Raw genomic sequence first — 25619 nt, forward strand, 5'->3', positions numbered from 1 at the left:
CGGTTCGGTACGCCCCCTGTCCTGACTTCAAGAGCCTATTACTTCTCGGTTGCCGGCACCGCCAATTTGGCAATCGCGTCGATCAAGTCGGCGACCTTGAAGGGCTTTTCGATCACCGGCACCGCATCGAACGCCTCGGGCAGATGATCGCGCCCATAGCCGCTGACGAACAGGAAGGGTATCGCCCGGTCCGCCAGGACACGCGCAACCTGCTCCACCCCCTCACCCTGGAGATTGCCGTCAAGCAGCACCAGGTCGCATTCTGCCTGATCGATCAGGGCCAGCGCATCGGCCACGGTCGCAGCCTGCCCGACGATATGGCCGCCCGCATCCTCCAGCGTCGCGGCCAGTTCGAAGGCCACCAGCGGCTCATCCTCGATCAGCAGCAGGCGGCGGCCGCCCAGATGCGCCTTGCCGTCACTGCCACTGCCGCTCGCGCCCTGTTCTCGAGGCGCCGGACGCGCCTTCTTGCGCAGGCGCGGGCTGGAGGCATAGGGCAGCGTCAGCGTCCATCCCATGCCCTCGGCGCCGTAATGGGGCTGGGCACTGCCGCCGTCGGAACGCAGGCTGCGCTCGATCAGCGCGGTGCCGAAGCCGCGACGGCTGGGCGGTTCGACCGGGGGGCCGCCGCGTTCGCGCCAATCCAGAACCAACTGGTCATTGGTCAGGCGCCATTCCAGTTCGACACGGCCGGCCGGGGCCGACAGCGCACCATATTTATGGGCGTTGGTCACCAGTTCGTGCAGCACCAGCGCCAGGTGCAGCGCCGGTTCGGGCCGCAGGTCGACCTCCGGCCCGTTCCAATGGAAGCGTTCTCCGTCGATCGCGCCGATCGTCACCTGCCCCTCGATCAGATCGCCCAGCCGCGCGGCCTGCCAGGTTTCGCCGCTCAGCAGCGAATGGGCGCTGGCCAGCGCGTGGATGCGACCGATGAAGGTCGGGGCGAAATCGGACGGGCCGGACGAATGGCGCAAGGTCTGGGTGGCGATCGCCTGGACTGACGCCAGCGTGTTCTTCACCCGGTGGTTAAGTTCGCCGATCAGCAGCTTCTGCGTTGCCTCCGCCCGCTTGCGTTCGGTCACGTCAAGGATCTGCAGGCTGATCGAGAAGAGCCGGCCGGCGGCATCGCGCAGCGCCGAGCAATAGCATTCGCAATCGAGGGTCAGCCCCTCGGCCGTGTGGAAGCGCAGCAGGCGGTTGGTGCGCGGCACGGTGCCGGCGATCATCTCGTCCATCAGGCCGGCAAAGTCGCCACGCTGGCTGTCGTCCAGCCATTTGAGTTCGGACGCACCAAAACCAGCCACTTCTGCCGCACGCCAGCCGAACAGTCGTTCCGCCCCCTTGGACCAGGCAACGACATGGCGCTGGGCATCGATTTCCACGATCGCCAACGGGCTGTTGTCGCCATGGGCCTGAATGCGGGCCAGCGCCGCGGCATGGCTGTCCCGTTCCCGCGCCAGTTCCTGCCGCTGCTGGAACAGTTCGACGAACAAGGCGACCTTGTGCCGCAGAATATGGGGATCGACCGGCTTGAACAGATAGTCGATCGCGCCGCTTTCATAGCCGCGAAACTGGCGCCGCTCGTCGGTCGCCACGGCGGTCAGGAAGATGATCGGCACACGCCGGGTCCGTTCCGTGCCGCGCATCAGTTCGGCCAGCTCGAACCCGTCCATACCCGGCATCTGCACGTCGAGCAGCGCCAGCGCGACATCCTCCACCAGCAGCAGTTCGAGCGCCTGCATGCCCGATCGCGCCTTGATGAGGGTCACGCCCTCGTCCGCCAGCAGCGCTTCAAGCGCAGTCAGATTTTCCTCGACATCGTCGACCGCCAGGATCTTGGTGGGCTCAGGCTGCATGGTCGAGCGCCTTCAGATCCTGAAGGTTGCGGCGATAGATTTTCTCGCCCTCGTCGAAATCGGCAAAGCCATCGGAATAACGCGAGAAGCGCAGCGTTTCCTTCGAGCCCAGCCCGAGGAAGCCGCCGCGGACCAGCGATTCCCCGAACAGGCCGAGCGCGCGGTCCTGCAATTCGCGATCGAAATAGATGAGCACATTACGGCTGGACACCAGCTGTACCTCCCCGAAGACCTGGTCGCTCGCCAGATTATGTTGTGCAAAGACCGCGCGGCGACGCAGCGTCTTGTCGAAGACGGCAGCGCCATAGGCGGCAGTATAATAATCGGACAGCGAGGCCTTCCCACCCGCAAGCCGATGATTTTCGCTGAATTGCGGCAGACGATCGATGGCGTAGATGCCCGCTTCCGCCTTTTCCAGCGCGGCCGGGCTGATGTCGGTGCAGTAGAAGATCGTGCGATCCTCCAGCCCTTCCTCGCGGAACAGGATCGCGAGCGAGTAGAATTCCTCGCCATTGGCGCAACCGGCGATCCATACCTTGAGCGAAGGATAGGTCTTGAGATGCGGCACGACCTGCTCGCGCAATGCCCGGAAATAGGCGGGATCGCGGAACATCTCGCTCACCTGGATGGTGAGGAAGCCCATCAGGTCGGCGAATACGGCGGGATCGCGCAGCAGCAGATGCTGAAGCTGGGACAGGCTGTCGCAGCCATGCTGATGCTGGGCACGGGCCAGCCGGCGATGCAGCGATCCGCGCGAATAGCCGCGAAAGTCGTAATGATAATGGCGGAAGATCGCTTCGAGCAGCAGGTCGAGCTCCAGCTCGTCCCGCGGCCCGAAATGTTCTTCCATCAGCGCGGCATCCATACACGCACCAGGCTGAGCAACTTGTCGACGTCGAGCGGCTTGGCGAGATAGTCGTTGGCACCGGCCGCCAGACATTCCTGCTGGTCCTGCGCCATCGCCTTGGCCGTGAGCGCGATGATCGGCAGGCCCACGCCCCAGCCCTGCTTTCGGATTTCGCGCATCGCGGTCAGGCCGTCCATTTCGGGCATCATCACGTCCATCAGCACGAGATCGACCTTGGGCGCATCGGCGCGCGCAGCCTCTTCGAGCGCGACAAGCGCCTCGCGGCCATTGCGTGCGATACGGACATGAACCCCATGGGGTTCGAAAATGCTCGTGAGAGCATAAACGTTCCGTATATCATCCTCGACAACCAGAATATTTTTGCCTTCCAGCGCCTCGTCGCGGCTGAGCGAACGGGCGATCAACTGCTGCTGGGGTTCGGGCAGTTCCGACACCACCTGATGCAGGAACAGCGTCACTTCATCGAGCAGCCGTTCGGGCGATTTGGCGCCCTTGACGATGATCGACTTGGAATAGCGGCGCAGGCGCAGTTCCTCCTCCGCGCCAAGGTCGCGGCCGGTATAGACGATGACTGGCGGGAAGCCGACGCTGTCGTCTGCGCTCAACCGTTCGAGCAGATCGAAACCGGACGCATCGGGCAGGTTGAGATCGAGCACCATGCAGTCGAAGGTCTCGCGGCCCAGCATCTCGAAACATTGGGCGGCCGAATGGGCCTCCAGCGTCTCGACCTCACGCGAGGCGAGCAGCAGTTTGATGCTCTCGGCCTGCTGGGCGTCGTCCTCGACCACCAGAACCCGGCGCATGCGCTGGGCCATGCGCGCTTCGAGCCCTTCGAGCATGTCGATCAGCGCGTCACGCTTCACCGGCTTGAACAGATAGCCGATCGCGCCGCTGGCCAGCGCCGCCTGGCTGTCATCATCGACCGACACGACATGGACCGGGATGTGGCGGGTGCGCATGTCGCGCTTGATCCGGTCGAGCACCGACAGGCCGGTATGGTCGGGCAGGTTCATGTCCAGGATGACGGCATGGGGCAGATATTGCCGAGCCATCAGCGCGCCTTCGTCGGCGGTGCCGGCGATCAGGCACTGGAAGCCCTGTTCATGCGCGATGTCGCACAGGATGCGGGCGAAGACCGGATCATCCTCCACGATCAGGATCAGGCGCGAATCCCCGGACAGGGTTTCGCGATCATCCTGGGTATCGACCAGGCTGGCGACACGCTGGCGCGCGGGCGCCACCGGCTGGGGCCGCGGCGCTTCGGCCAGGCTGATCGAAGGCAGATGACTGAGCGCGGGATCGAAGCGATCGGGCAGCAGCAGCGAGAAGGCACTGCCCTCGCCCGGCTGGCTTTCGACGCGCAGTTCGCCGCCCAACAGCCGCGCCAGTTCGCGCGAGATGGATAGGCCAAGGCCGGTGCCGCCATATTTGCGGCTGATCGTGCCATCGGCCTGGCGGAAGGGTTCGAAGATCAGCTTCTGCTGCGCTTCCGCAATACCGACGCCGCTGTCCTGCACGGTGAAGGCGACCCGGCCATCCGCATGCCGGCCGACGGTCAGCGCGACCTCGCCCCGATCGGTGAACTTGATCGCATTGGACAGGAAATTCTTCAGCACCTGCTCGACGCGCTGCGGATCGGTTTCGATCTCGACCGGATCGGCGCCGGCGGCGAGGCGGAAGGACAGGCCCTTGGCCTGGGCCGAGGGCGCGAAGATCGCCTGCAGCTTGTCCAGCATCGGCGCGATCCGCACCGAACGCGGCTGCAATTCCAGCTTGCCCGCCTCGATCTTGGAAATGTCGAGAATGTCGTTGATCAGGGTCAGCAGGTCATTGCCCGACGTCTCGATCGTCTCGGCATGACGCACCTGATCGGCGCTGAGATTGCCGGCACGATTTTCCGCCAGCAGGCGTGCCATGATGAGCAGCGAGTTGAGCGGCGTGCGCAGCTCATGGCTCATATTGGCGAGGAATTCGGATTTGTAGCGGCTGGCCTGATCCAACTCGGCGGCCTGTTGCTGGAGCGACAGCTGGGCACGGGCGAGATCGTCGCGCTGCGCCTGCATGTGGCGGGCCTGCTCCTCCAGCTGGACATTGGTCTGTTCCAGTTCGCTCTGCTGCGCCTCCAGGCGGGAGGCGGAGTCCTGAAGCTGGCGGCTCTGGGTTTCCAGCTCGTCATTATTGGCGCGCAGTTCCTCGCCCTGGGCCTGCAATTCCTCGGCCTGGCGCTGGGTTTCCTCCAGCGCGTCCTGCAACCGGGCGCGGAAACGGGCCGAACGCAGTGCGATGCCCATGCCGGCGCTCGCTTCCTCCAACAGTTCGAGCACACGGTCATCGACCGGATCGAAGGCGCCCAGTTCGAGCACCGCATTGACGACGCCGTCGGTCACGGTCGGCACGATCAGCAGATGGCGGGGACGATCGCGGCCAAAGGCCGAGCCGATCGTCAGATAATGATCGGGCACGTCATGCAGCAGTTGCGCCCGCCCTTCAGCCGCGACCTGGCCGAGCAGCCCTTCCTTGGCGACGAAGCGCTGCGGCATGTCGGCGTCGGCCGGCACGCCCAGCGTCGCGACGCGGTTGAACTGGCCTTCCTCCCCCTTGAACAGCGCACCGCCCTGGAAGCCGAGATAGCGCGCGAGGAAGGCGAGGATCGCCTCCCCCAGCTGCTCGACGCTCTGGTCGCCACGCATGGCGTCGGCCAGCCCCAGATGCCCCGCCTGCAACCAGGCCTGGCGCGCGCGCGCCTTGCTGTTGCGGCGCACCAGCAGATAGACGGCGATGGTCAACACCACGCCCAGAAGGCCGGTGACAAGCCCCGACATGATCGCGGTCTGCGAGGCCGATGCCATGTCGGCGAGGCGGATTTCCCGCAGTCGCAATTCCTCACGCGCCATCGTGTCGAGCTGGGCCCGGACGGCGTCCATTTCCTGCTTGCCGCGGCCGGTGGTAACGATCGTCAGCGCCTGGATGATGCTCTGGTTGCGCCGCGCCTCGATCGTTTCCCTGAGTTCGGCAAGCTTGGCATCGACATGACGCCGCAGGCGGGCGAGATTATTCTGCTGGGTCGGGTTGTCGCGGGTCAGCCTGCCCAGCGCATCGAGCCGGCCGGGCATGGTCGCCACCGCATTCTCATAGGGCTCCAGATAGCCGCGGTCGCTCGTCAGCAGATAGCCACGCTGGCCGGTCTCGGCATCCTGCGCGGTCGAGAGCAGTTCGTCGAGCGCGATCAGCACATTATGGGTATGGCGGATCGCCCGGTCGCTCTCGCCCAGGCCTTGGATATTGAGATAGGCGACGGCGCCGCTTACCAGGAAGAAGGCAATTCCGAGGAACAGGCCCAGCGCCGCCCATGCATCCGTGCGCCCGCTGACGGAGCCAAATTTCGCCTTGCCCATTATCATCCTGTTGTCGTTGCCGTGACGGAGGTGCCGACTAAGGGGCATTTCCGCGCGAAAGCAAGCGCCACCTTGCGCCGGAGCGCCAGGGCTGATCGAGATCAACCTTTTGATGTGCCTGATCGCATCCCGAGCACCCGCGACCATTGCGCACAGGCTGCACCATCGCCATCATCGCGCGACACGGAGTGGCGGGAGGCCGGCGATGGAAACGATCGGGCGCGATCTGCGGGAGATGCAGCGTGTGCCGCTGACGGCCGAGCATGTCGCGGCGCTGCGGGCCGAGGGCAGCGAGGCGGTCTATCCCGCGGGCACCTATATCGTCCGGCCCGGCGACCCGGTCGACCGCTTCATCTATGTCGAGGATGGCGAGATCGAGGTGGTCAATCCGTTTGGCGAAGAGCGGCATGTCCCCTCCACCATCGGGCCGACCCAGTTCATGGGCGAGATTTCCTTCCTGGGCGGCGGCAGCTGGTCGATCCCGATGCGCGCAGCGCGCGATACCCGCGTGCTGGAAGTGCCGCGCCCGGCGATGCTGCGGTTGATGGCGGCGATCCCGGAAATGTCGGACATCATCATCACCGTGCTGGCGGCGCGACGCCGGCGGCAGCTCGACATGGGCGACAGTACCCTGGTGCTGATCGGCGAGGACGAGGATCGGGCGGTGCGCTGCATCGCCGAATTCGCCAGCCGCAACCGCCTGCCCTACACATCCCACGCACTGGGCAGCGACGACGCCCGGCGGGTCGCTGCCAGTTGCGGGGCGCAGGCGGACCAGCCTGCCGTGATCTTCGGTCGCGACAATGTCGTTGCCGATCCCACGCCCGAGAAGGTCGCCCGGCTGTTCGGCCTCGATCGCGGCTTTACCGAGAATGAGACGGTCGATCTGCTGATCGTGGGCGGCGGGCCAGCCGGCGTGGCGGCGGCCGTCTATGCCGGGGCCGAAGGGCTCAACGCGCTGGTGGTGGAGGATATCGCGATCGGCGGTCAGGCGGGGACGTCGAGCCGGATCGAAAATTATATGGGCTTTCCCACCGGCATTTCGGGCGCCGACCTGGTCTGGCGCGGCGAGGTGCAGGCGATGAAGTTTGGCACCCGCTTCCTGATGCCGCGCCGGGTGACGGCGCTGGAGGAAACCGGCGACGGCCATTATTGCGGCGTCTTCGACAATGGTCAGCGCATCTGCGCCCGCGCAGTGCTGGTCGCGACCGGCGTGGAATATCGCCGCCTGCCGATCGACCGGCTCGCCGAGCTGGAGGGGGCCGGCATCTATTATGCCGCGACCGAGAATGAGGCCCGCTATTGCCGCCAGGCCGAAGCCGTGGTGGTCGGCGGCGGCAATAGCGCCGGCCAGGCGGCGATGTTCCTCAGCCGCAGTGCGCGCCATGTCCATCTGCTGGTGCGCGGGCCTTCGCTCGCTTTGTCGATGTCCAGCTACCTGTCGAGCCGGCTGGAGGCCGACCCGGCGATCACCATCCATTATGACACCGAAATTGACAGCCTGCATGGCGATGCGCAGCTCGACACGGTGACCATCCGTCATGCCGACGGCAGCGCGCGCGAGATCGCCTGCTGCGCCCTGTTCATCATGGTCGGCGCGGCGCCCAATACCGGCTGGCTGTCGGGACTGGTGGCGCTGGACGACAAGGGGTTCGTGCTGACCGGCGATGCGGTCGAGGCCCCCTCCCCCTATGAAACCTCCCGCGCCGGCATCTTCGCGGTCGGCGACGTACGCGCCGGATCGGTGAAACGCGTAGCTTCCGCCGTGGGCGAAGGATCGGTCGTGATCTCGCGCATCTGGAGTCATGTGAATGGGTGAAGCATGAAGGCAGCGCTTCTTTTCCTGCAGGCCGCCACCGGCGCCATGGCCCCTGCCCCGACGATGGACGCCATGCGCCAGCAGGTGACCGATGCCTATCGCCAGGAGGAGGCGCGACAGGCCGCATTGCCACCGGCGAAGGACGATGCCGAGAAGATCATCCGGCTGGGCACGCTGGATCAGGTCGGTCGCATCACCATGATGAAACTGGACTGGTCATTGGTGCCCGCCCACCAGCAACCGAAATGGCGCGGAGCCATATTGGCCGAGATCAGTCGCCATGACAGGCTGAATCAGGAACGGCTCAAGACGTTGATCCCGGAAGAAGGATGGTTCCGGATTAGCGTCTACGGCAAGGAAGCGGCCCGCGCCGCCTTCCTGATCGTTCAGCATGCCGTCGATGATCCGGCGCTGATGCGCGGGACGCTGAACCGGATGGAGGCCTTGCTGCCGGATGGCGAGGCCGAGGGCCAAGCCTATGCGATGCTCTATGACCGGGTGGCGATGACATTCGACAAGAAGCCGCAGCGCTATGGCACCCAGGTCAATTGTGTCGACGGCCGATGGCAGCCGACCGACCTGGAAACACCCGATACGGTGAATTCGCGCCGCCAGGCGATCGGCATGTCACAGACCATCGAGCAATATCTGGCGATGTTCGATAACGCCCAGTGTCCGAGGGCATAGCGCGCCCGGTCAGGCCGCGCGCTGCAGCTTCTCCCGCAGCGTTACCAGCGACTGGTTGAGCGCAGCGATTTCCTCGATCGAGATGCCGACGGCCTCCATCAGTTCGGCCGGGACGCAGGTTGACACGTCCTGCGCCACCGACTGACCCTGCTGCGTCAGGCGCACGCGGACCACTCGTTCGTCGATGATGTCGCGCTGGCGGGTGACGAGGCCCGCCGCCTCCAGCCGCTTGATCAGCGGGGTCAGCGTATTGGATTCGAGGAAGAGCTGACCGCCCAGTTCGCCGACCGTCTGATCGTCGCGCCGGGCCAGCGCCACCATCACCAGATATTGGGGATAGGTGAGGCCGTAGCGATCGAGCAGCGGCTTGTAGAGCCGGTTGAAGGCGAGCCCGGTCGAATAGACGCCGAAGCAGAGAAAATCATCGAGCGCGCCGCGCGCGGCATCTTGGGTAGTCATGGCGGGGGTGGTCATGGCGATACTCCTTGCCCCGAAATATAAATCGCACGCGATATGATCGCAAGGGTTGACGACGCACGTCGGCAGGCACATATAGATCGCACGCGATTTAATCGCAGATGATTAAACGAAAGGACCGATCGATGAGCAGCAAGATCCTCTATTCCACCAGCGCCACCGCAACCGGCGGCCGTGACGGCAAGGCCGCAACCACCGATGGCAGCTTCGCGGTGACGCTGGGCACGCCCAAGGAACTGGGCGGCAATGGCCAGGGCAATAATCCCGAACAGCTGTTCGCGTCGGGCTATGCCGCCTGCTTCCTGGGTGCGATGAAGTTCGCCGCCAGTCAGGACAAGGATCTGCCCCGCGTACCCGCCGACGCCAGCGTCACCGCCACGGTCGGCATCGGCCCGCGCAGCGACAAGGGCTTTGGCCTGGACGTCGCGCTGGAAATCAGCCTGCCGGGCGTCGACAAGGCTGTTGCCGAGGCGCTGGTCGCCGAAGCGGACACGATCTGCCCCTATTCGCACGCCACCCGCGGCAATATCGAGGTGCGCCTCAGCGTCGCCTGACGCGCGGCATTCTAGCCAAAGAAAAAGGGCGGCCTTTGCGGGCCGCCCTTTTCATCATCAGCCGATCATCATCAGGCTGGCATTGCCGCCCGCGGCGGTCGTGTTGATGGAGGTCGACACCTCCTCCAGCAGCCAGTCGAGATGCCAGGCGCGCTCGTCGCCCGGCGCGGCGGCATGAACGGTGACGATCGGCCCATCCAGTTCGGCCACCGCCTGGGTTGCGGCGAGGATCTGGTCGGCATCCCCCTCCACCAGCATCGCGGCGAAAGGCGCGTCAGGCTGGGCGTGAAAATGAGCGGCGACGCTGGCGGGCAGGCCCTGTGGCAACAGCGCCCCTTCGATCACCGCGCGATTGCCGGTCGCCAGCACGGCGGCCATCTGGGCCAGCAGGCCCCGCCGCGTGCCCGGACGCAGCAGCAGCAGGCCGCGCGGATGCAGCGCATAGAGGTTGGTCTCGCCGACCGGGCCGGGCAGCGCCAGTTCGACGCCGAGCGCCGACGCATCACCATAATGGCGCGCAACCGCCGCCGCCTCATGATCGTCCTGCGCCTCCAGCCAACTGACGAAATCATGGATGGGCGAGGCGAGATAGCCGACCCGCTCGGCAAAGACCGGCGCGGTGCGGGTCAGGCGGCCGAGATAGAGCGGCCCGCCCGCCTTGGGTCCGGTGCCCGACAGGCCGCGCCCGCCGAACGGCTGAACCCCGACGATCGCGCCGATGACGTTGCGGTTCACATAGATATTGCCGGCCTTCACCCGCGCGGTGACGCGCGCCACCGTCTCGTCGAGGCGGGTGTGCAGGCCGAAGGTCAGGCCATAACCGGTGGCGTTGATCGCATCGACCAGCGTATCCATCCGCTCGCGACGGAAACGGATGACGTGCAGCACCGGGCCGAATATCTCGCGGGTGAGGTCGGCGATGCTGTCGAGTTCGATGATGGTCGGCGCGACGAAGGTGCCGTGCGCCGCCTCCTCGGGCAGTTCCTGCTGCTCGACCTTGCGGCCGAGCGCACGCATCGCGGCGATATGCTGTTCGATGCCCGCCTTCGCCTCGGCCGTGATGACCGGGCCGGTATCGACCGCGAGCCGATCGGTGCGGCCGATGCGCAATTCCCTGAGCGCGCCCTTCAGCATGGTGAGGGTGCGATCGGCGACATCCTCCTGCAGGCACAGGATGCGCAGCGCCGAACAGCGCTGGCCGGCGCTGTCGAAGGCGGAGGCGATGACGTCGGCCACCACCTGTTCCGCCAGCGCCGAACTGTCGACGATCATCGCATTCTGGCCGCCGGTTTCGGCGATCAGCGGGATCGGCTTGCCCGCGGGCGACAGGCGGGTGGCGAGCTGGCGCTGGATCAGCCGGGCGACCTCGGTCGAGCCGGTGAACATGACGCCCGCCGTTTCCGGCGCGGCGACCAGCGCGGCGCCGATCCGGCCGTCACCGGGCAACAGTTGAAGCGCTTCGCCGGGCACGCCGGCCTCATGAAGCAGGCGGACGGCTTCGGCCGCGATCAGCGGGGTTTCCTCGGCAGGCTTGGCCAGCACCGGATTGCCCGCGACCAGTGCCGCCGCGACCTGTCCAGTGAAGATGGCAAGCGGGAAGTTCCAGGGGCTGATGCAGACAATCGGCCCCAGCGGCGCCTGATCCGGGCCGAAGGTGCCGCGCGCCTGCGCCGCATAATAGCGCAGAAAGTCGATCGCCTCGCGCACTTCGGCAATGGCGTTGGGCAGCGACTTGCCCGCTTCGCGCATGATGAGGCCGAGCAGCACCGGCATCCGGTCCTGCATCGCGTCGGCCGCCCGATCCAGCATGGCGGCGCGATCGGCAACGGGCGTGTTGGGCCAGCAGGCGTTGGCGGCGCGGATCGCGGCGGCGCGGGCGTGATCGGCGCTCGCTTCCCAGACGGTGCCGACAATGTCGCGATGGTCGGCGGGGTTGCAGACCGGGCGCGCCTCCCCTTCCCCGCCTTCGGGCCCTTCCCCGCCCTCGGGCGCGGCGGTCCAGGCGATGGTGGCGCTGTGCTGCAGCGCCTGTGTCAGCGCGGCGAGCGCGCCTTCGTCACTAAGGTCGATGCCGTCAGAATTGCGGCGATCGGGATAAAGACCGGCGGGCGCGGCGATCTGGTCGTGCCGGGCGCCGGGATGCGGCATGGCGCGGACGATCTCGACCGGATCGGCGATCATCTCCTCGATCGAGACATCGGGGTCGGCGATGCGGTTGACGAAACTGCTGTTCGCGCCATTTTCCAGCAGGCGGCGGACGAGATAGGCGAGCAAGGTCTCATGCGTGCCGACCGGCGCATAGATGCGGCACGGACGGTCCAGCTTGTCCTTGCCGACGACCTGCTCATAGAGCGGCTCGCCCATGCCGTGCAGGCACTGGAACTCATATTTGCCGATCGCGAAGTCCGGCCCGGCCATCTGGTAGATGGTGGCCAGCGTCTGCGCATTATGGGTCGCGAATTGCGGGAAGACGGCGTCGGGCGCGGCCAGCAGCTTCCTGGCGCAGGCGACATAGGCGACGTCGGTATGGACCTTGCGGGTATAGACCGGGAAATCGGCGAGGCCATCGACCTGCGCGCGCTTGATCTCCGCATCCCAATAGGCTCCCTTGACCAGGCGCACCATCATCCGGCGATTGGCGCGGCGGGCGAGATCGATGATCCAGTCGATGACGAAGGGGCAGCGCTTGCCATAGCCCTGGACGACGAAGCCTAGGCCATCCCAGCCAGCAAGGTCGGGATCGAGCGCCAGGCTTTCGAGCAGGTCGAGCGAGAGTTCGAGGCGATCCGCCTCCTCCGCATCGATGTTGAGGCCGATGTCGTAGCGCTTCGACAGCTGCGCGAGTTGCTTCACCGCCGGCAGCAATTCGCCCATCACCCGGTCGGCCTGGGCCCGGACATAGCGCGGATGGAGCGCCGACAGCTTGATCGAGATGCCGGGGCCGGCATAGATGCCGCGACAGGCCGCCGCCTTGCCGATGGCGTGGATCGCCTTTTCATAATCGGCATAATAGCGCGCGGCGTCGGCGGCGGTGGTCGCCGCCTCGCCCAGCATGTCATAACTGTAGGCGAAGCCCTTGGCCTCCAGTTCCTTGGCGCGCTTGACCGCTTCCTTGATCGTCTCGCCGGTGACGAACTGTTCGCCCATCATCCGCATGGCAAGATCGACGCCGCGACGGATCACCGGTTCGCCGGCACGGGCGACCAGGCGGGCGAGCGCCGCCGCCAGGCCGCGATCATCGACGCTGCCGACCAGCTTGCCGGTGACGACCAGACCCCAGGTCGCGGCGTTGACGAACAAAGACTTGCCGCCGCCCAGATGCGAACTCCAGTCGCCATCGGCGATCTTGTCACGAATGAGCGCGTCGCGCGTGTCATTGTCGGGAATGCGCAGCAAAGCTTCGGCGAGACACATCAGCGCCACGCCCTCCTGACTGGAGAGCGAATATTCCTGGACCAGCCCCTCGACCCCGGTGCCCTTGTGATTGGCGCGCAGGGTGGTGACCAGATGACGCGCCGTGTCGGCCACGGCGGCGCGGGTGGCGCCGGGCAGGGTCGCCGCGTCGAGCAGCGGGGCAAGGCACTCCGCCTCATCGCGGCGATAGGCGGCGGTGATCGCCTGGCGCAGCGGCGACTGATCGCGGATGGCGGGGGCGAAGGCGGCAAAGGGATGCTGGTCGGTCATGCGACCAGAATATCCGATTGGCGCATTTCATTCCGTCTTATGAATGCCCCGATAAATGCCAAAGTGACTTATTAATGGCAGCATGATAGGCAAATTGCATGAGCAACAAGCCTGCCATGGTCGAAATGGATGAGTTCGACCGCCGTATCATCGCCGCGCTGGTCGAGGATGGCCGCATGACCGTGACCGATCTGGCCGCCAGCGTCGGCCTGTCCAAGACGCCCTGCCAGGTGCGGTTGAAGCGGTTGCAGGAGAGTGGCGTCATTCGCGGCTTTCGCGCGATCGTCGATCCGGCGAAGCTGGGCATGGACCATGTCGCCTTTACCGAGGTGAAGCTGAGCGACACGCGAGAGAGCGCGCTGCGCGAGTTCAATGCGGCGGTAAGGCGCATCCCGGAGGTCGAGGAATGCCATATGCTGGCGAGCAATTTCGACTATCTGCTCAAGGTCCGCACGTCCGATATTCGCCGCTATCGCATGGTGCTGGGCGAGAAGATTTCCGCCCTGCCCCATGTCGCCAGCACATCGACCTTCGTGGCGATGGAGACGGTGCTGGAATCGGGCAGCAAGCGGCCGCGCCGTTAACGCGGGACCGAAGCCCCTTCCACCCGGATGCCGCGCCGCTGAAGCTCGGCCCGCGCCGCCTTCTGATGCGGGGTCAGGCGATGATAGTCGGTGGTCGAACGCCAGATTTCGAGCACATCCTGATCGCTGCGAAACGCGACGTCCGCCTCTGCATTGGCATAGTCCTGCAGACGATATTTCCTCGGCGCTTTTTCGATCACCCGTCATCCCTTTCGCGGGAGACGTAGCGGATTTTACGTAAAAGCCGCGTGATCGGGATCACGCGGTTAAGGCATGTTAATCAAACAGGGCCAGCGGCACGGCGTCGCCCATGGCGCGATAGCCGGCCGGATTGGGATGGAGCGCATCGCCGCCATCATAAGCGGGCAGCAGCCGGTCGGGGCGCGCAGGATCGCGGGTGGCGCGGTCGAAATCGACCAGCCCGTCAAAATGGCCCGGCGCCCGTATCCAGGCATTAACCGCCTGCCGGTCCGCCTCATTCTGGGCATCGGCATGATAATAATCATTGCCGACAAAGGGCATGATGGTGGCGCCGATCACCTTGATCCCGCGCGCATGGGCGCGGGCGATGATCTGGCGATAGGCGCCGATGATGCGGGCGACATGGGCCTTGTGATCCTCGCCACTGACGGGCGCGTCGCGGGTCAGCGTGCCAAGATCATTGACGCCTTCCAGCAGGACCAGGTGGGTGACGCCGGGCTGGGCCAGCACATCGCGGTCGAGCCGGGCCAGCGCATTGGGGCCAAGCCCGTCGTTCAGCAGCCGGTTGCCGCCGATCCCCTGATTGACGACGGCGATGTCGCGGCGCTTGGGATCGGCCTGCAAACGCTGGGCGAGCCGGTCGGTCCAGCGATCATTGCCGTTGGTGGTCGATCCCTTGCCATCGGTGATGGAGTCGCCCAGCGCCACGACCAGCCGTGCGGGCGCGCAGCGTTCGACCTCCAGCGCGGCGAGATTAAACCAATGGTCGAACGAGGCGGCGCCCGCCATCACCGTGTCGGTCAGATGATCGCCGGGCAGATGCCAGGAGGTGGCGCGCGAGCCGGGATGCGAAGTCTGTTCCGGTTCGCCCTGATAGCGGATGGTGATGGCGATATTGTCGAGCGCGGCGACCGGCAGCGATACCGGGTCGGAGAGATAATCGGCACCAGCGGGCACGATCAGGTCCGGGTTGCCATCGAAGCGCAGCGAAATGAGCGTGCCGGGATCGATCGCCGGCGATGTGCTGGCGCGCGCGCGGGCGATGCTGACGCCAGCGATATGGAGCGGCGCGGTGCCGGCGAGGTTGGAGATGCGCACGCGCAGCCGGTCGCCGGCGATCGAGGGACGGACGATCTGGCGCAGCGACTGGTCCTTGAGCGTGCCGGCGGGCAGTGCCGCGTCGCCGGTCGGGCGGAATTGCGAGGAGACCCAGCCCGACACCCAGGTCGGCGTGCAGGTCTTTGCCGCCGCCGGGCTGGTCGTGAGGGCCAGGAGCGAGAGGCAGATCAGAAGCGGAGAACGCATCATCGGCAGGTTCCTTTCAGCGGCGGCCCGACCGGCACGCGACGCCATTGCAGGGATATGAGAATGTCACAGTTCGAAGTTCACACCGTTGCACGATAGAATTTCGGCCATTTCCGCCGAAATCGCGAGGATGGCGCGACAGTGAGGCGCCCGTGAAGCGACAGCCATGCAACACCGACGCGACGATGAAGCGACACCGAAGCGACAACAAGACGACACCCAAGCGACAGCGGATGCGATCGATGGAGGCGGAGACGGGCGGTTTCATCCCACAGGGTAGATCAAAGAAAATCCAATTTGGGAAGCACTCCGGTCCACAGGCCGAGGACCGCCCCATGCTCCCAAGAAAAAGGGCCGGCGTTGCCGCCGGCCCTGTCAGTGCATCCCTGGGGGAGGATCAGAAGTTGGCCCGGATACCGGCCAGCACGGTGCGACCGGGATAATAGACCGAATAGGCCGCGTTCGAATATTCGAAGGTGGTGCGGATCGGCTCGTCCGTGATGTTCAGCACATCGAGCGTCAGGCGCAGCGCCTTGTTGAAGAAGGGCAGCTGATAGCCGGCCGACATGTCGAGCTGGCCACGGGCGTCGGACTTGAGGTCGGCGCCGTTGATGCCGTTCTGCGGACCGTTCACGGCGATCGCCTCGTCATTCCAGACATAGTTCACGCTGACCGACAGACCGCCATTTTCATAGAAGCCCTGCAGGTTGTAGCTCCAGGGCGACACGCCAGTCGCAACCAGACCCGAGGAGGAGGACTGCTTCAGGTAAGTGCCGTTGGCCGAGAAGCCGAGGCCCTTCACCAGGAAGTCGAGCGGCTGCACCCAGGTCGCTTCGATACCCTTGATCTTGAGATCGCGCAGGTTGACCGGGCGGTTCACGGTGATCGGCAGCTGAGCGACCGGGGATGCCGGTCTGGAGCGACCGGTCGTTGAGGGCGTTCTGCTGCGTCGAGATCAGGCTGTCGAACGGAATGTTGAGCGACCCGAAGGCAACCTGTTCGGAGGTGGTGACGGTGAAGCCCTGGATGTTCTTCATGAACAGCGACACGCCGACATAACCGATGCCGCCGGTGTAGATTTCGCCGCCCAGGTCATAATTGTCCGAGGTGTAGGGCTTGAGGTTCGGGTTGCCCGCCGTGGCGGTCAGCGCCGAAGGATCGGAGAAGGTGATGCCCGGCAGGATCGCGCCGGCATCCGGGCGGGTCATCGTCCGCGAGGCCGAGGCACGCAGCTTCACATTGTCGGCGACATCATAGGTCAGGTTGATCGACGGCAGGAAATTTTCGTAGGTCGAGGACGAGGTGATGTCGACGATCGCCGTGCCGACCTGGCTCGGCCCGACGACCAGCTGGTCGGTGTGGGCGTAGCGCATGCCGGTGTTGATGTGCAGGTCGCGGCCGGCAATGGTCGTGACGCCGTTCAGTTCGAAATAGGCACCCCAGACCTTTTCATCCATGTCGCCGGTCGCACCGCCAGTGACGGCACCGCGTGCTTCGGGCGCGCTGTCGCGATAGCTGGCATAGTTGGTGGCCTGCTTGAGCGCATCGAAGTCCGGCACGATGAAGCCGGCGGTCGAGGAGCTGCGCAGATACTGAGCGATGGCGCTGGTCGGCACGGTGCCGGTGGCGCCGGTGCAGCCAGTGCCGCAGACCGACAGCTGATAGGCGGTGCTGTTGTCATAGGCGCGGATCGAACGGGTCGCCTGATCATAGGCGCCGCCGACCTTCACGTTGAACATGTCATCGCCATAGGTCACGTCGAGATGCGCGCCCTTGGTCTCGGTCTTGCGACGGACCAGCTGGATATTCTGGCGATACCATTGCCAGCTGCCATTGTTCGGATCGTTGAGGTCGAGATTGCTGGTGATCGACGGATAGTCGCCACCGGTATTGTCATAATAGGTTTCGACGCCCGACTGCGGCGTGGTCTGGAAGGCCCAGGTCGGCTGTTCGCGGAAGAAGCGGCTCTTCGACCAGTTGGCGCTGAGGTCGACCTTCAGATCCTCGGTCGGCTGCCAGCTGACGCTCGGGTTGACGTTCCAGAATTTGGTCGTCTGCTTGAACAGGCTGGCTTCGAGGAAATAGGAGGAGTTGGCGAAGGTGCCGCTGGTGACGACGCCATTGTCATCGACGGTCAGGTCGATCGGCACCATGCCACCGGTCGACTGGGCGCTGGTGCCCGGCCCCGAGTTGCGGACCTGCCAGTTCATGTTGACCTTGCTGTAGTCGCGCTTGGACTTGGCCCAGATGCCGTCCAGGGCGAAATGCAGCTCGTCCGACGGGCGCCATTCGAGCGAGGCCAGCGCCGAGATGCGCGAGCGATCGCCTTCGGTCAGGCTCTTGCGGCCGAGACGCGGGATCAGTGCGGTGCTGAGCTGGTCGCGGGTGAGGCCCGAAGTGGCGACGACATCGACCGGCTGGCCGGCGACCAGGCCATGGCCGGTATTGTTGGGAACGACCGAGGCCCAGGAGAAATTATTGCCGCCGGCGTCGCCGGTGCCGAGATTACCGTCGGTCCAGCCGACCGATTCAAAGCCATCGACGCGGGTCTTGGTCTTCACGCCGGCAACGCCGACAAGGATACCGAACGTGTCGGTGGTGTGGCTGGCGACGATCGCGCCGCGCGGGCTGAACTTGTCGTTATTGTCGGTATATTGGCCCTGCGCCACGACGGTGACATGGGTGCCTTCCTTGTCGAAGGGACGGGCATTGCGCAGGTTGACGGTGCCGGCGATGCCACCTTCGAGCGTCGAGGGCGACGGGCTCTTGGCGAGGTCGAGGCGGGTGAAGAGTTCCGACGGGAAGAAGTCGAGATCGACTTCGCGGTTGGCGCTGCCGCCGTTGGTGCCGCCATCCGATGCAACCTGAAGCTGCGAACCGTTGAGCAGCACGCGGGTGAAGCTGGGGCCAAGGCCGCGGATCGCGACCTGGGTGCCTTCACCGTTGATGTCGCGGTTGAGGCGCACGCCGGGCATGCGGTTCAGCGTTTCAGCGAGGTTGGTGGCGGGCAGCTTGCCGATATCTTCCGCGAAGATCGAGTCGCCGAAGGCAACCGCATTCTTCTTGGCGTTGGTGGCGCTTTCCAGCGAGGCGCGGATACCGGTGACGACGATGTCGGCGGTTTCGCTGTCATGCGGCGCGGCGGCGGTTTCGGCCGGTGCGGCGGCATCCTGCGCGGCGGCAGCCTGGGCCAGGCCCAGCGCACCGAAGGCGGATGCGGCGAACAGGGCCGCACGGATATTATGGTGGCGTGAAACGTTCATACAACCTCTCCCCGAGCGCTGCCCCCGACTATCCGGTGGGCGTATCTGGTAGCGCTATCAGATGCAGACCAATAAAGTGCCCGTCCCAATTGTCAAGATATGGGACGGGCGAAAATGGTAACGTTATTAATTTTCAGCGGACTGTGGCATTTGTGCTGATGACGGCCTGCGCCGCGGTCAGGCCCGGTGCGCTGGCGCGGACGGTCACCCGCCCCTTCTCGCCCGGCTTGGCCTTCACGATCACTAGCGCCAGGCCATTGAAAGCCTTGCGATCTTTCGACGGAAAGGCAGTCAGATCGGTCGGGTCGCCATTGTCGGTGGCAATGATCTCGCCCGGTCCCTCGATCGAGAAGCGGATGTCCTGCTTGGCGGCCGGGACGACATTGCCGTCCTTGTCGAGGACCTTGAGCGTCACGAAACTGAGGTCACGGCCGTCATCGGCAATGGCGCTGCGATCGGTGGTCAGCGACAATTTCGCTGCGTCGCCCACGGTGCGGATCGTTTCCGTCGCCCAGGGCTGGCCCTTCTTCCAGGTGACGACCTTCACCTCGCCCGGTTCATAGACGACATAGTCCCAGCGGAAGCGATATTCATAATCGCGCTTCTTGACCTTGCCCTGCGACTTGCCGTTCACGAACAGCTCCGCCTCGTCGGCCGAGGAGAAGACATGGACCGGCGTGATCTGACCGACGCGGTCGGGCCAGGTCCAGTGCGGCAGGATATGCGCGAATTTGAGGTCGGGCCGCCAGCGCGCCTGGTAGAGCCAGAAGCGGTCCTTGGGGAAGCCGGCGAGATCGAGGATGCCGGAATAGCTGCTGCGCGACGTGTAATAGGGAGTCGGTTCGCCCAGATAATCGAAGCCGGTCCAGACGAACTCGCCCGCAACATAGGGGTTCTGGTCATCGGCGGCCCAGACCCGATCGGGCGAGGACCCGAAATCGGCGGCGTGCATCTCATAGGCGGACACCTGATGCGTGTCGGGATTGCCGCCCGACCAGGGGCGGACCGGGCCGCTGATCGCGCCGGCGACCGGGAACATATATTCGCCGCGGCTGGACAGGGCCGAGGCGCTTTCGGTGGACAGGATCAGCTTGTCCGGGAATTTCGCGCGGAAGGCGGGATATTGGCCGACGATGCCGCGAATGCCGGCGCCCTGATAATTGAGGCTGATGACGTCCACGGTGGTGGGCAGCAGCATGTCCGCCTTGGCATAGTTCATCGCGCTGGTGGCGGGCCGGGTCGGGTCTTCCTGATGCGCGATGGCGACCAGTTCGCGGCCGATCTTCGCCCCCGCCTCACCATCATATTGTTCGCCGACCTCGTTGCCGATGCTCCAGATGATGATCGAGGGATGGTTGCGGTCGCGGCGCAGCATGGCGCGGGCGTCGGCCTCATGCCAATCCGGGAAGATCAGATGGAAATCGTGCGGGGTCTTCTTCTTCTCCCAGCTGTCGAACACCTCGTCCATCACCAGGAAGCCCATGCGGTCGGTGAGTTCGAGCAGTTCGGGCGCGGGCGGATTATGGCTCATGCGCACGGCGTTGGTGCCCATGTCGCGCAGGATTTCGAGCTGGCGCTCGGCCGCGCGGGCGTTGAAGGCGGCGCCGAGTGCGCCAAGGTCATGATGATTGTTGACGCCGCGCAGCGGGATCTGCTCGCCATTGACGATCACGCCCTTGTCGGGATCGAACTTGATGTCGCGCACGCCGAAGCGGGTCTCGTAGCTGTCGATCAGCTTGCCACCCTGGGTCACGGTCGAGACGGCGACATAGCGGTTGGGTTGCTGCGTCGGCGGCGGGCCCCAGAGGCGCGGGTTGCTGAGGATCGTGTTGCCCTTCAGCTCCGCCTTGCCATGGGGGGCGATGCTGGTCGATTGGCGGGCGATGCTGGCGACGGGGCGGCCGAGCCGCTTGCCGCTGGCGTCGATGGCGTAGAGGGCGGTCGCAACCTCGACCTGCGCCGGGGTGTCGCCGTCATTGTCGAGGGTGAGGCTCAGGTCCACGCTGGCCTGCGCCTTGCTGACCTGCGGCGTGCGGACGATACTGCCCCACTGGCCGACATGGACCTTGTTGGTGGTGGTGAGATAGATGTCGCGATAGAGGCCGCCGCCCGGATACCAGCGCGCCGAGGCTTGGGGATTGTCGAGCCGGATCACCAGCTGGTTCTGCCCGCCCGGCACCGCATAGGGGGTAAGGTCGAGGCGGAAGCTGTTATAGCCATAGGGCCAGCCGCCGACGAGCTTTCCATTCAACCAGACGGTGGCGTAGGACATCGCCCCTTCGACATCGAGGAAGATCGACTTGCCCTTGTCACTGGCGGGGATGGTCAGCGCCTTGCGATACCAGCCAATGCCCCAGCTGGGCAGGCGGCCCATGCCGCCATAGGGGCCATCCTTGATGAAGGGACCGGCGATCGCCCAGTCGTGCGGCAGGTCGACATGGGTCCAGCCGCTGTCGTCGAAGCCGGGCTGGACATAGGAGACGGTGCCGCCCGGATTGCCGGCGGGACGGGTGTGATGCCTGGCGGGATCGGCGATGAAAGGATTGGCGCTGGGCAATATCCAGGGCTTGAGCACGCGGGCGCCGCTATCGTCCACCTGCACCGCCGCGTCGGGACGGGCGTCGGCCACCTTGCCGTCGCCGGCATCCTCTATTCGAGGGCGCACATCATAGCGCAAATCCTCGGTCAGGCCGGCGGGATCGCCCTTGGTGAAGCGCCAGTCGCGGCTGATCGAGACGCTGTCGCGCGGCGCGGCCAGCAGCGTCGCGGGGCTGAGCAGGCAGGAGGCGAGCAGGATGGTGCGCAGGGTCTTCATCAGGGGCTCCGTCAGAGCTGGGCGAGCGCGGCGCGGGCACCGTCGGCTTCGAGAATGGCGAGCCAGCGGATCAGCGCGGCGCGGAAGGCGGCGTTGCCGGCAAGGTCGGCGGGCACCACGGCATCGAAGGCGAGGATCGCGTCGACCCGAGCCTTGGTGGAAGGGGCGTCGGCAAGGCGGGCCGCGATGGCAGCGGCGAGCGGATCGTCGACGACATGCGCTTCGCCCCGATCATCGACGCCGGCCTGCCAGCGGACCCAGGCGGCGACGGCGAGCGACAGGGCATCGATCCCCTGCCCTGCCGACAGCCGCGCGGCGATGGTGGCGAGCAGGCGCTGGGGCAGCTTTTGCGAGCCGTCCATCGCGATCTGGCGGGTGCGATGCTGCAGGGTCGGATTGTCGAAACGCGCCATCAGCTCGCGACGATAGGCGGCGACGTCCAGCTCGGGCGGGGGCGACAGGGTGGTCTGCGCCTCGTCCCACAGGGTTTCGACGAAATGCCGGGCTTCGGACAGCGCCAGCACTTCATGGACATGGTCGATGCCGGCAAGGCCGCCGAGATAGGCGATGCCGCTATGCGCGCCGTTGAGCAGGCGCAGCTTCGCCTCCTCCCAGGGGGCGACGGCGGCGGTGACCTGAACCCCGGCGCCGAAATCCGGGCGCGGGCCGCAGAATTTATCCTCAATCACCCATTGCAGGAAGGGTTCGGTCTTGACCATGGCCTGGTCTTCCACCCCCAGCCGGTCGGCGAGCGCGGCGATGTCGGCGTCGGTGGTGGCGGGGACGATGCGGTCGACCATGGTTTCGGGAAAGGCCCCTTCCGCCGCGATCCAGTCGGCCAGCGCCGGGTCGTGCCGGGCAGCGAGCGCCAGCACGGCGTTGCGCAACCGGGTGCCGTTGTGCGGCAGATTGTCGCAGCTGATCGCGGTGAAGGGCGGCAGGCCCGCGGCCCGTCGCGCGGCGAGCGCGGCGACGAGGAAGCCGGGCGCAGTCTGCGGCGCGGCGAGCGAGGCAAGGTCGGCGGCGAGTTGGGGATCGCCCTCGATCAGGGCGCCGGTCGCCGGATCGAGCTTATAGCCCTTCTCGGTCACGGTCAGGGTAACGATATGGGTATCGGGCGCGGCGAGCGAGGCGACCAATGCGGCCGGGTCTTCCGGGGCGACCAATACCTGGCTGACCACGCCGATGATGCGCGCCTGCTCGGCCGAACCATCGCGCACCAGCATGGTGTAGAGGCAGTCCTGCGGCATCATCTGGTCGCGCACGCCGGGCGACCGCAGCGACGCGGCGATCACGCCCCAGCGCAGGTCACCGGCGGTCAGGGCATCATCGAAGATGACCGCCTGGTGCGCGCGGTTGAAGGCGCCGATGCCGAGATGGACGACGCCGGGACGGACCGCCGCGCGATCATAGCCGGGACGGACGATATCGGCGGGCAGGCCGGCGAGCGTGGCGGACGATAGACGGGTCACAGGATCAGGCAGCCTCTTGCGAGAGAGTCACGGGCGCATAGCGCGGGACGATAAGGTGCAGCACCAGCAGCGCCAGCAGATAGGCACAGGATGCGACGATGAAGATCGGCTGGAAGCTGCCGACGGTTTCCAGGATGATGCCGGCGAACTTGGCCATCAGCATGCCGCCGATCGCGCCGGCCAGCCCGCCAAGGCCGACCACCGACCCCGCCATCCAGCGCGGGAAGAGATCGCCCGGCAGCGCATAGACATTGGCCGAAAAGCCCTGGTGCCCGGCGCAGGCGAGGCCGATCAGGCCGACCGCGATCCACATATTGGGCGCCTGTGCGGCGAAGGCGATCGGCAGGGCACAAAGCCCGGCACAGAACATCGCCGTCTTGCGGGCGCGGTTGATGGCCATGCCCCGGCCCATCAGGCGCGACGACAGCCAGCCGCCCGCGACAGAGCCGACATCGGCGAGCAGATAGACGGCGATCAGCGGCGGGCCGAAATCCAGCATCTTCACGCCATATTGCTTGTTGAAGAAATCGGGCAGCCAGAAGAGGAAGGTCCACCAGACCGGATCGATCAGGAAGCGCGAGGTCATATAGGCCCAGGCCTGGCGATAGCGGAACAGGGTGCGCCACTTGACCGGGCGGGCCGGTTCCTGCGGGTCCGCCTCGATCCAGGCCAGTTCCTGCGCGCTCAGCCCCTTCTTTTCGCGCGGGCGGCGGTAGAAGGTCAGCCAGGCGGCGAGCCAGAAGACCGTCAGCAGGCCGGTGAGGATGAAGGCCCAACGCCAGCCCAGCGTGACCGCAATGACCGGGACGATCAGCGGCGTCAGGATCGCACCGACATTGGAGCCGGCATTGAAGATGCCGATGGCGAAGGCGCGTTCCTTCTTGGGGAACCATTCATTGGTGGCGGCGATCGCCGCCGGGAAGGTGCCCGCCTCGCCGATCGCCAGCGGAATGCGGGCAAACAGCATGCCGGCGGTCGAGGTGAAGAAGATGTGCATGACATGGCCGACGGTCCACAGGCCGACCGCCAGCGCATAGCCGGCCCGCGCGCCGATCCGGTCGATGAGCCGGCCGAAGGCGACATAGGCGATGCCGTAGCCGGCCTGGAACCAGATGGCGAGATCGGCATAGCCGCTCTCGCTCCAGCCATAGCGGGCCTGCAGATCGGGCTTGAGCGTCGGCAGGACGAGCCGGTCGATATAGCTCAGCACCACCGCCGCAAAGAGCAAGCCGCAGACGATCCAGCGGACCTTTCCGGACGGTTTGGGGATGGTGGTCATTGGCCACTCCGACAATGTTTCGTCATTCCCGCGAACGCGGGAATCCACCTCCGGACCTCGCGATTGGGGCTATGGCAGGAGATGGATCCCCGCTTTCGCGGGGATGACGGCGTGGAGTGGCCAAAGCAGGTCAAGCGATCACCAGTTGAACATGGTGCCGTCTTCGAGCCGGTTCACCGGCAGGAAGGCGCGATTATATTCATATTTGGCGGCCAGTTCCTCGTCGATGTCGACGCCCAGGCCCGGCTTGTCGCCCGGATGCATCGCGCCGTTTTCGAACGTGTAAGCATGGGGGAAGACCGCGTCGGTCTCGGGCGTGTGGCGCATATATTCCTGCACCCCGAAATTGGGCACCGACAGATCGAAATGGAGCGCAGCGGCCATGCAGACCGGCGACAGGTCGGTCGCGCCGTGGCAGCCGGTGCGGACCTGATAGAGATCGGCGAGGTTCGCGATCTTGCGCAGGTGGCTGATGCCGCCGGCATGGACCACGGTGGCGCGGATATAGTCGATCAGCTGGTTCTGGATCAGTTCGCGGCAATCATGGATCGAGTTGAAAATCTCGCCCACGGCCAGCGGCGTGGTGGTGTGCTGGCGGATCAGCTTGAACGCATCCTGATTTTCAGCCGGCGTCGCATCTTCCAGCCAGAAGGGGCGATATTGTTCCAGATCCTTGCCCAGACGCCCGGCCTCGATCGGGGTCAGGCGATGATGGATGTCGTGCAGCAGATGCACGTCCCAGCCCAGCGCTTCGCGGGCCGCCTTGAACAGTTCGGGGACGATGCGGAGATATTTGCTGGTATTCCAGACATTTTCGGTCGGCAGGTCGGCGTCGGCGGGTTCGTAGAAATATTTGTCCTTCGACACGCCATAGGTCGATGCCATGCCAGGGACGCCGCACTGGATGCGGATCGCCTTGTAGCCCTGCGCCTGATATTCCAGCGCGACCTTGACCGTATCCTCGATCGTCGTGCCATTGGCATGGCCATAGACCATGACGCTTTCGCGGCTGGCACCGCCGAGCAGCTGATAGACCGGCAGGCCGGCAATCTTGCCCTTGATGTCCCAGAGCGCGGTGTCGACGGCGGCGATGGCCGACATCGTCACCGGGCCACGGCGCCAATAGGCGCCCTTGTAGAGATATTGCCAGATATCCTCGATCTGGTGCGCGTCCCGGCCGATCAGGCAGGGAATGACATGGTCCTGCAGATAGGAGGCGACGGACAGTTCGCGGCCATTGAGGGTCGCATCGCCCAGACCATAGACGCCCTCTTCGGTCTCGATCTTGAGGGTGACGAAATTGCGGCCAGGGCAGGTGACGATGACCTTGGCGCCGGTAATCTTGGGCATGGATGCTCCC

General features: G+C 65.5%; 15 protein-coding genes and 1 pseudogene. 4 read left to right on the top strand and 12 right to left on the bottom strand.

What is annotated here, in order from left to right; genetic code table 11:
* Positions 1 to 38: 38 nt before the first annotated feature.
* The 3 genes from DIZ22_RS10780 to DIZ22_RS10790 are packed head-to-tail and all read right to left on the bottom strand — an operon-like array spanning position 39 to position 6119.
* Positions 39 to 1856 (bottom strand): response regulator, encoded by a 1818-nt coding sequence (locus tag DIZ22_RS10780; protein WP_048937349.1) that lies wholly within the window; start codon positions 1854 to 1856, stop codon positions 39 to 41.
* Entirely contained in the window at positions 1846 to 2721 is an 876-nt protein-coding gene (locus tag DIZ22_RS10785; protein ID WP_048937350.1) for a CheR family methyltransferase, read from the bottom strand. The genes DIZ22_RS10780 and DIZ22_RS10785 overlap by 11 nt, the downstream gene beginning before the upstream one ends.
* Positions 2706 to 6119: a response regulator gene (locus DIZ22_RS10790; protein WP_048937351.1), complete on the bottom strand. Its 3414-nt coding sequence runs from the start codon at positions 6117 to 6119 to the stop codon at positions 2706 to 2708. The genes DIZ22_RS10785 and DIZ22_RS10790 overlap by 16 nt, the downstream gene beginning before the upstream one ends.
* Positions 6120 to 6324: 205 nt before the next feature.
* Between DIZ22_RS10790 and DIZ22_RS10795 the strand changes: the two genes are divergently transcribed.
* Positions 6325 to 7938 carry a cyclic nucleotide-binding domain-containing thioredoxin-disulfide reductase gene (locus DIZ22_RS10795; protein ID WP_048937352.1) on the top strand — a complete coding sequence of 538 codons (1614 nt, stop codon included), beginning with the start codon at positions 6325 to 6327 and terminating at the stop codon, positions 7936 to 7938.
* 3 nt (positions 7939 to 7941) lie between these two features.
* A complete protein-coding gene (locus DIZ22_RS10800; protein ID WP_122928192.1) occupies positions 7942 to 8625 on the top strand; it encodes a DUF6624 domain-containing protein in 684 nt (227 codons plus the stop codon).
* Positions 8626 to 8634: 9 nt separating this feature from the next.
* Here the strand turns inward: DIZ22_RS10800 and DIZ22_RS10805 are convergent, their stop codons facing one another.
* A complete protein-coding gene (locus tag DIZ22_RS10805; protein ID WP_048937354.1) occupies positions 8635 to 9099 on the bottom strand; it encodes a MarR family transcriptional regulator in 465 nt (154 codons plus the stop codon).
* A gap of 128 nt (positions 9100 to 9227) precedes the next feature.
* Here DIZ22_RS10805 and DIZ22_RS10810 point away from each other — a divergent pair, with 128 nt between their 5' ends.
* Positions 9228 to 9656, top strand: coding sequence for an organic hydroperoxide resistance protein (locus tag DIZ22_RS10810; RefSeq protein WP_122928193.1), 429 nt, complete (start codon positions 9228 to 9230; stop codon positions 9654 to 9656).
* Positions 9657 to 9713: 57 nt separating this feature from the next.
* Here DIZ22_RS10810 and putA read toward each other — a convergent pair whose 3' ends face one another.
* Complete coding sequence (gene putA / locus DIZ22_RS10815) at positions 9714 to 13340, bottom strand: trifunctional transcriptional regulator/proline dehydrogenase/L-glutamate gamma-semialdehyde dehydrogenase (RefSeq protein WP_048937355.1); 3627 nt, start codon at positions 13338 to 13340, stop codon at positions 9714 to 9716.
* A 98-nt stretch (positions 13341 to 13438) separates the two neighbouring features.
* On the opposite strand from putA, the gene DIZ22_RS10820 reads away from it, so the two are divergent.
* Positions 13439 to 13924, top strand: coding sequence for an Lrp/AsnC family transcriptional regulator (locus DIZ22_RS10820; RefSeq protein ID WP_004211443.1), 486 nt, complete (start codon positions 13439 to 13441; stop codon positions 13922 to 13924).
* Here the strand turns inward: DIZ22_RS10820 and DIZ22_RS10825 are convergent.
* The 7 genes and pseudogenes from DIZ22_RS10825 to manD form a co-directional block, all read right to left on the bottom strand.
* Positions 13921 to 14124 carry a hypothetical protein gene (locus DIZ22_RS10825; protein ID WP_048937356.1) on the bottom strand — a complete coding sequence of 68 codons (204 nt, stop codon included), beginning with the start codon at positions 14122 to 14124 and terminating at the stop codon, positions 13921 to 13923. The genes DIZ22_RS10820 and DIZ22_RS10825 overlap by 4 nt on opposite strands.
* Positions 14125 to 14200: 76 nt before the next feature.
* Entirely contained in the window at positions 14201 to 15433 is a 1233-nt protein-coding gene (locus DIZ22_RS10830) for an SGNH/GDSL hydrolase family protein (protein WP_107917675.1), read from the bottom strand.
* Positions 15434 to 15827: 394 nt separating this feature from the next.
* Positions 15828 to 18693: pseudogene (locus DIZ22_RS10835) on the bottom strand (TonB-dependent receptor).
* 133 nt (positions 18694 to 18826) lie between these two features.
* Positions 18827 to 21508 carry a beta-galactosidase GalB gene (gene galB, locus DIZ22_RS10840; protein WP_048937357.1) on the bottom strand — a complete coding sequence of 894 codons (2682 nt, stop codon included), beginning with the start codon at positions 21506 to 21508 and terminating at the stop codon, positions 18827 to 18829.
* Positions 21509 to 21519: 11 nt separating this feature from the next.
* A complete protein-coding gene (locus DIZ22_RS10845) occupies positions 21520 to 22980 on the bottom strand; it encodes a mannitol dehydrogenase family protein (protein WP_122928194.1) in 1461 nt (486 codons plus the stop codon).
* A 4-nt stretch (positions 22981 to 22984) separates the two neighbouring features.
* The gene (locus tag DIZ22_RS10850; RefSeq protein WP_048937359.1) at positions 22985 to 24259 is read right to left on the bottom strand and encodes an MFS transporter; all 1275 of its coding nucleotides are present in this window, start codon (positions 24257 to 24259) and stop codon (positions 22985 to 22987) included.
* 138 nt (positions 24260 to 24397) lie between these two features.
* Positions 24398 to 25609, bottom strand: coding sequence for a D-mannonate dehydratase ManD (gene manD / locus DIZ22_RS10855; protein WP_004211435.1), 1212 nt, complete (start codon positions 25607 to 25609; stop codon positions 24398 to 24400).
* Positions 25610 to 25619 lie beyond the last annotated feature (10 nt).

Source organism: Sphingobium sp. LF-16 (assembly GCF_003711185.1).
GTDB classification, from domain to species: Bacteria; Pseudomonadota; Alphaproteobacteria; order Sphingomonadales; family Sphingomonadaceae; genus Sphingobium; species Sphingobium yanoikuyae_A.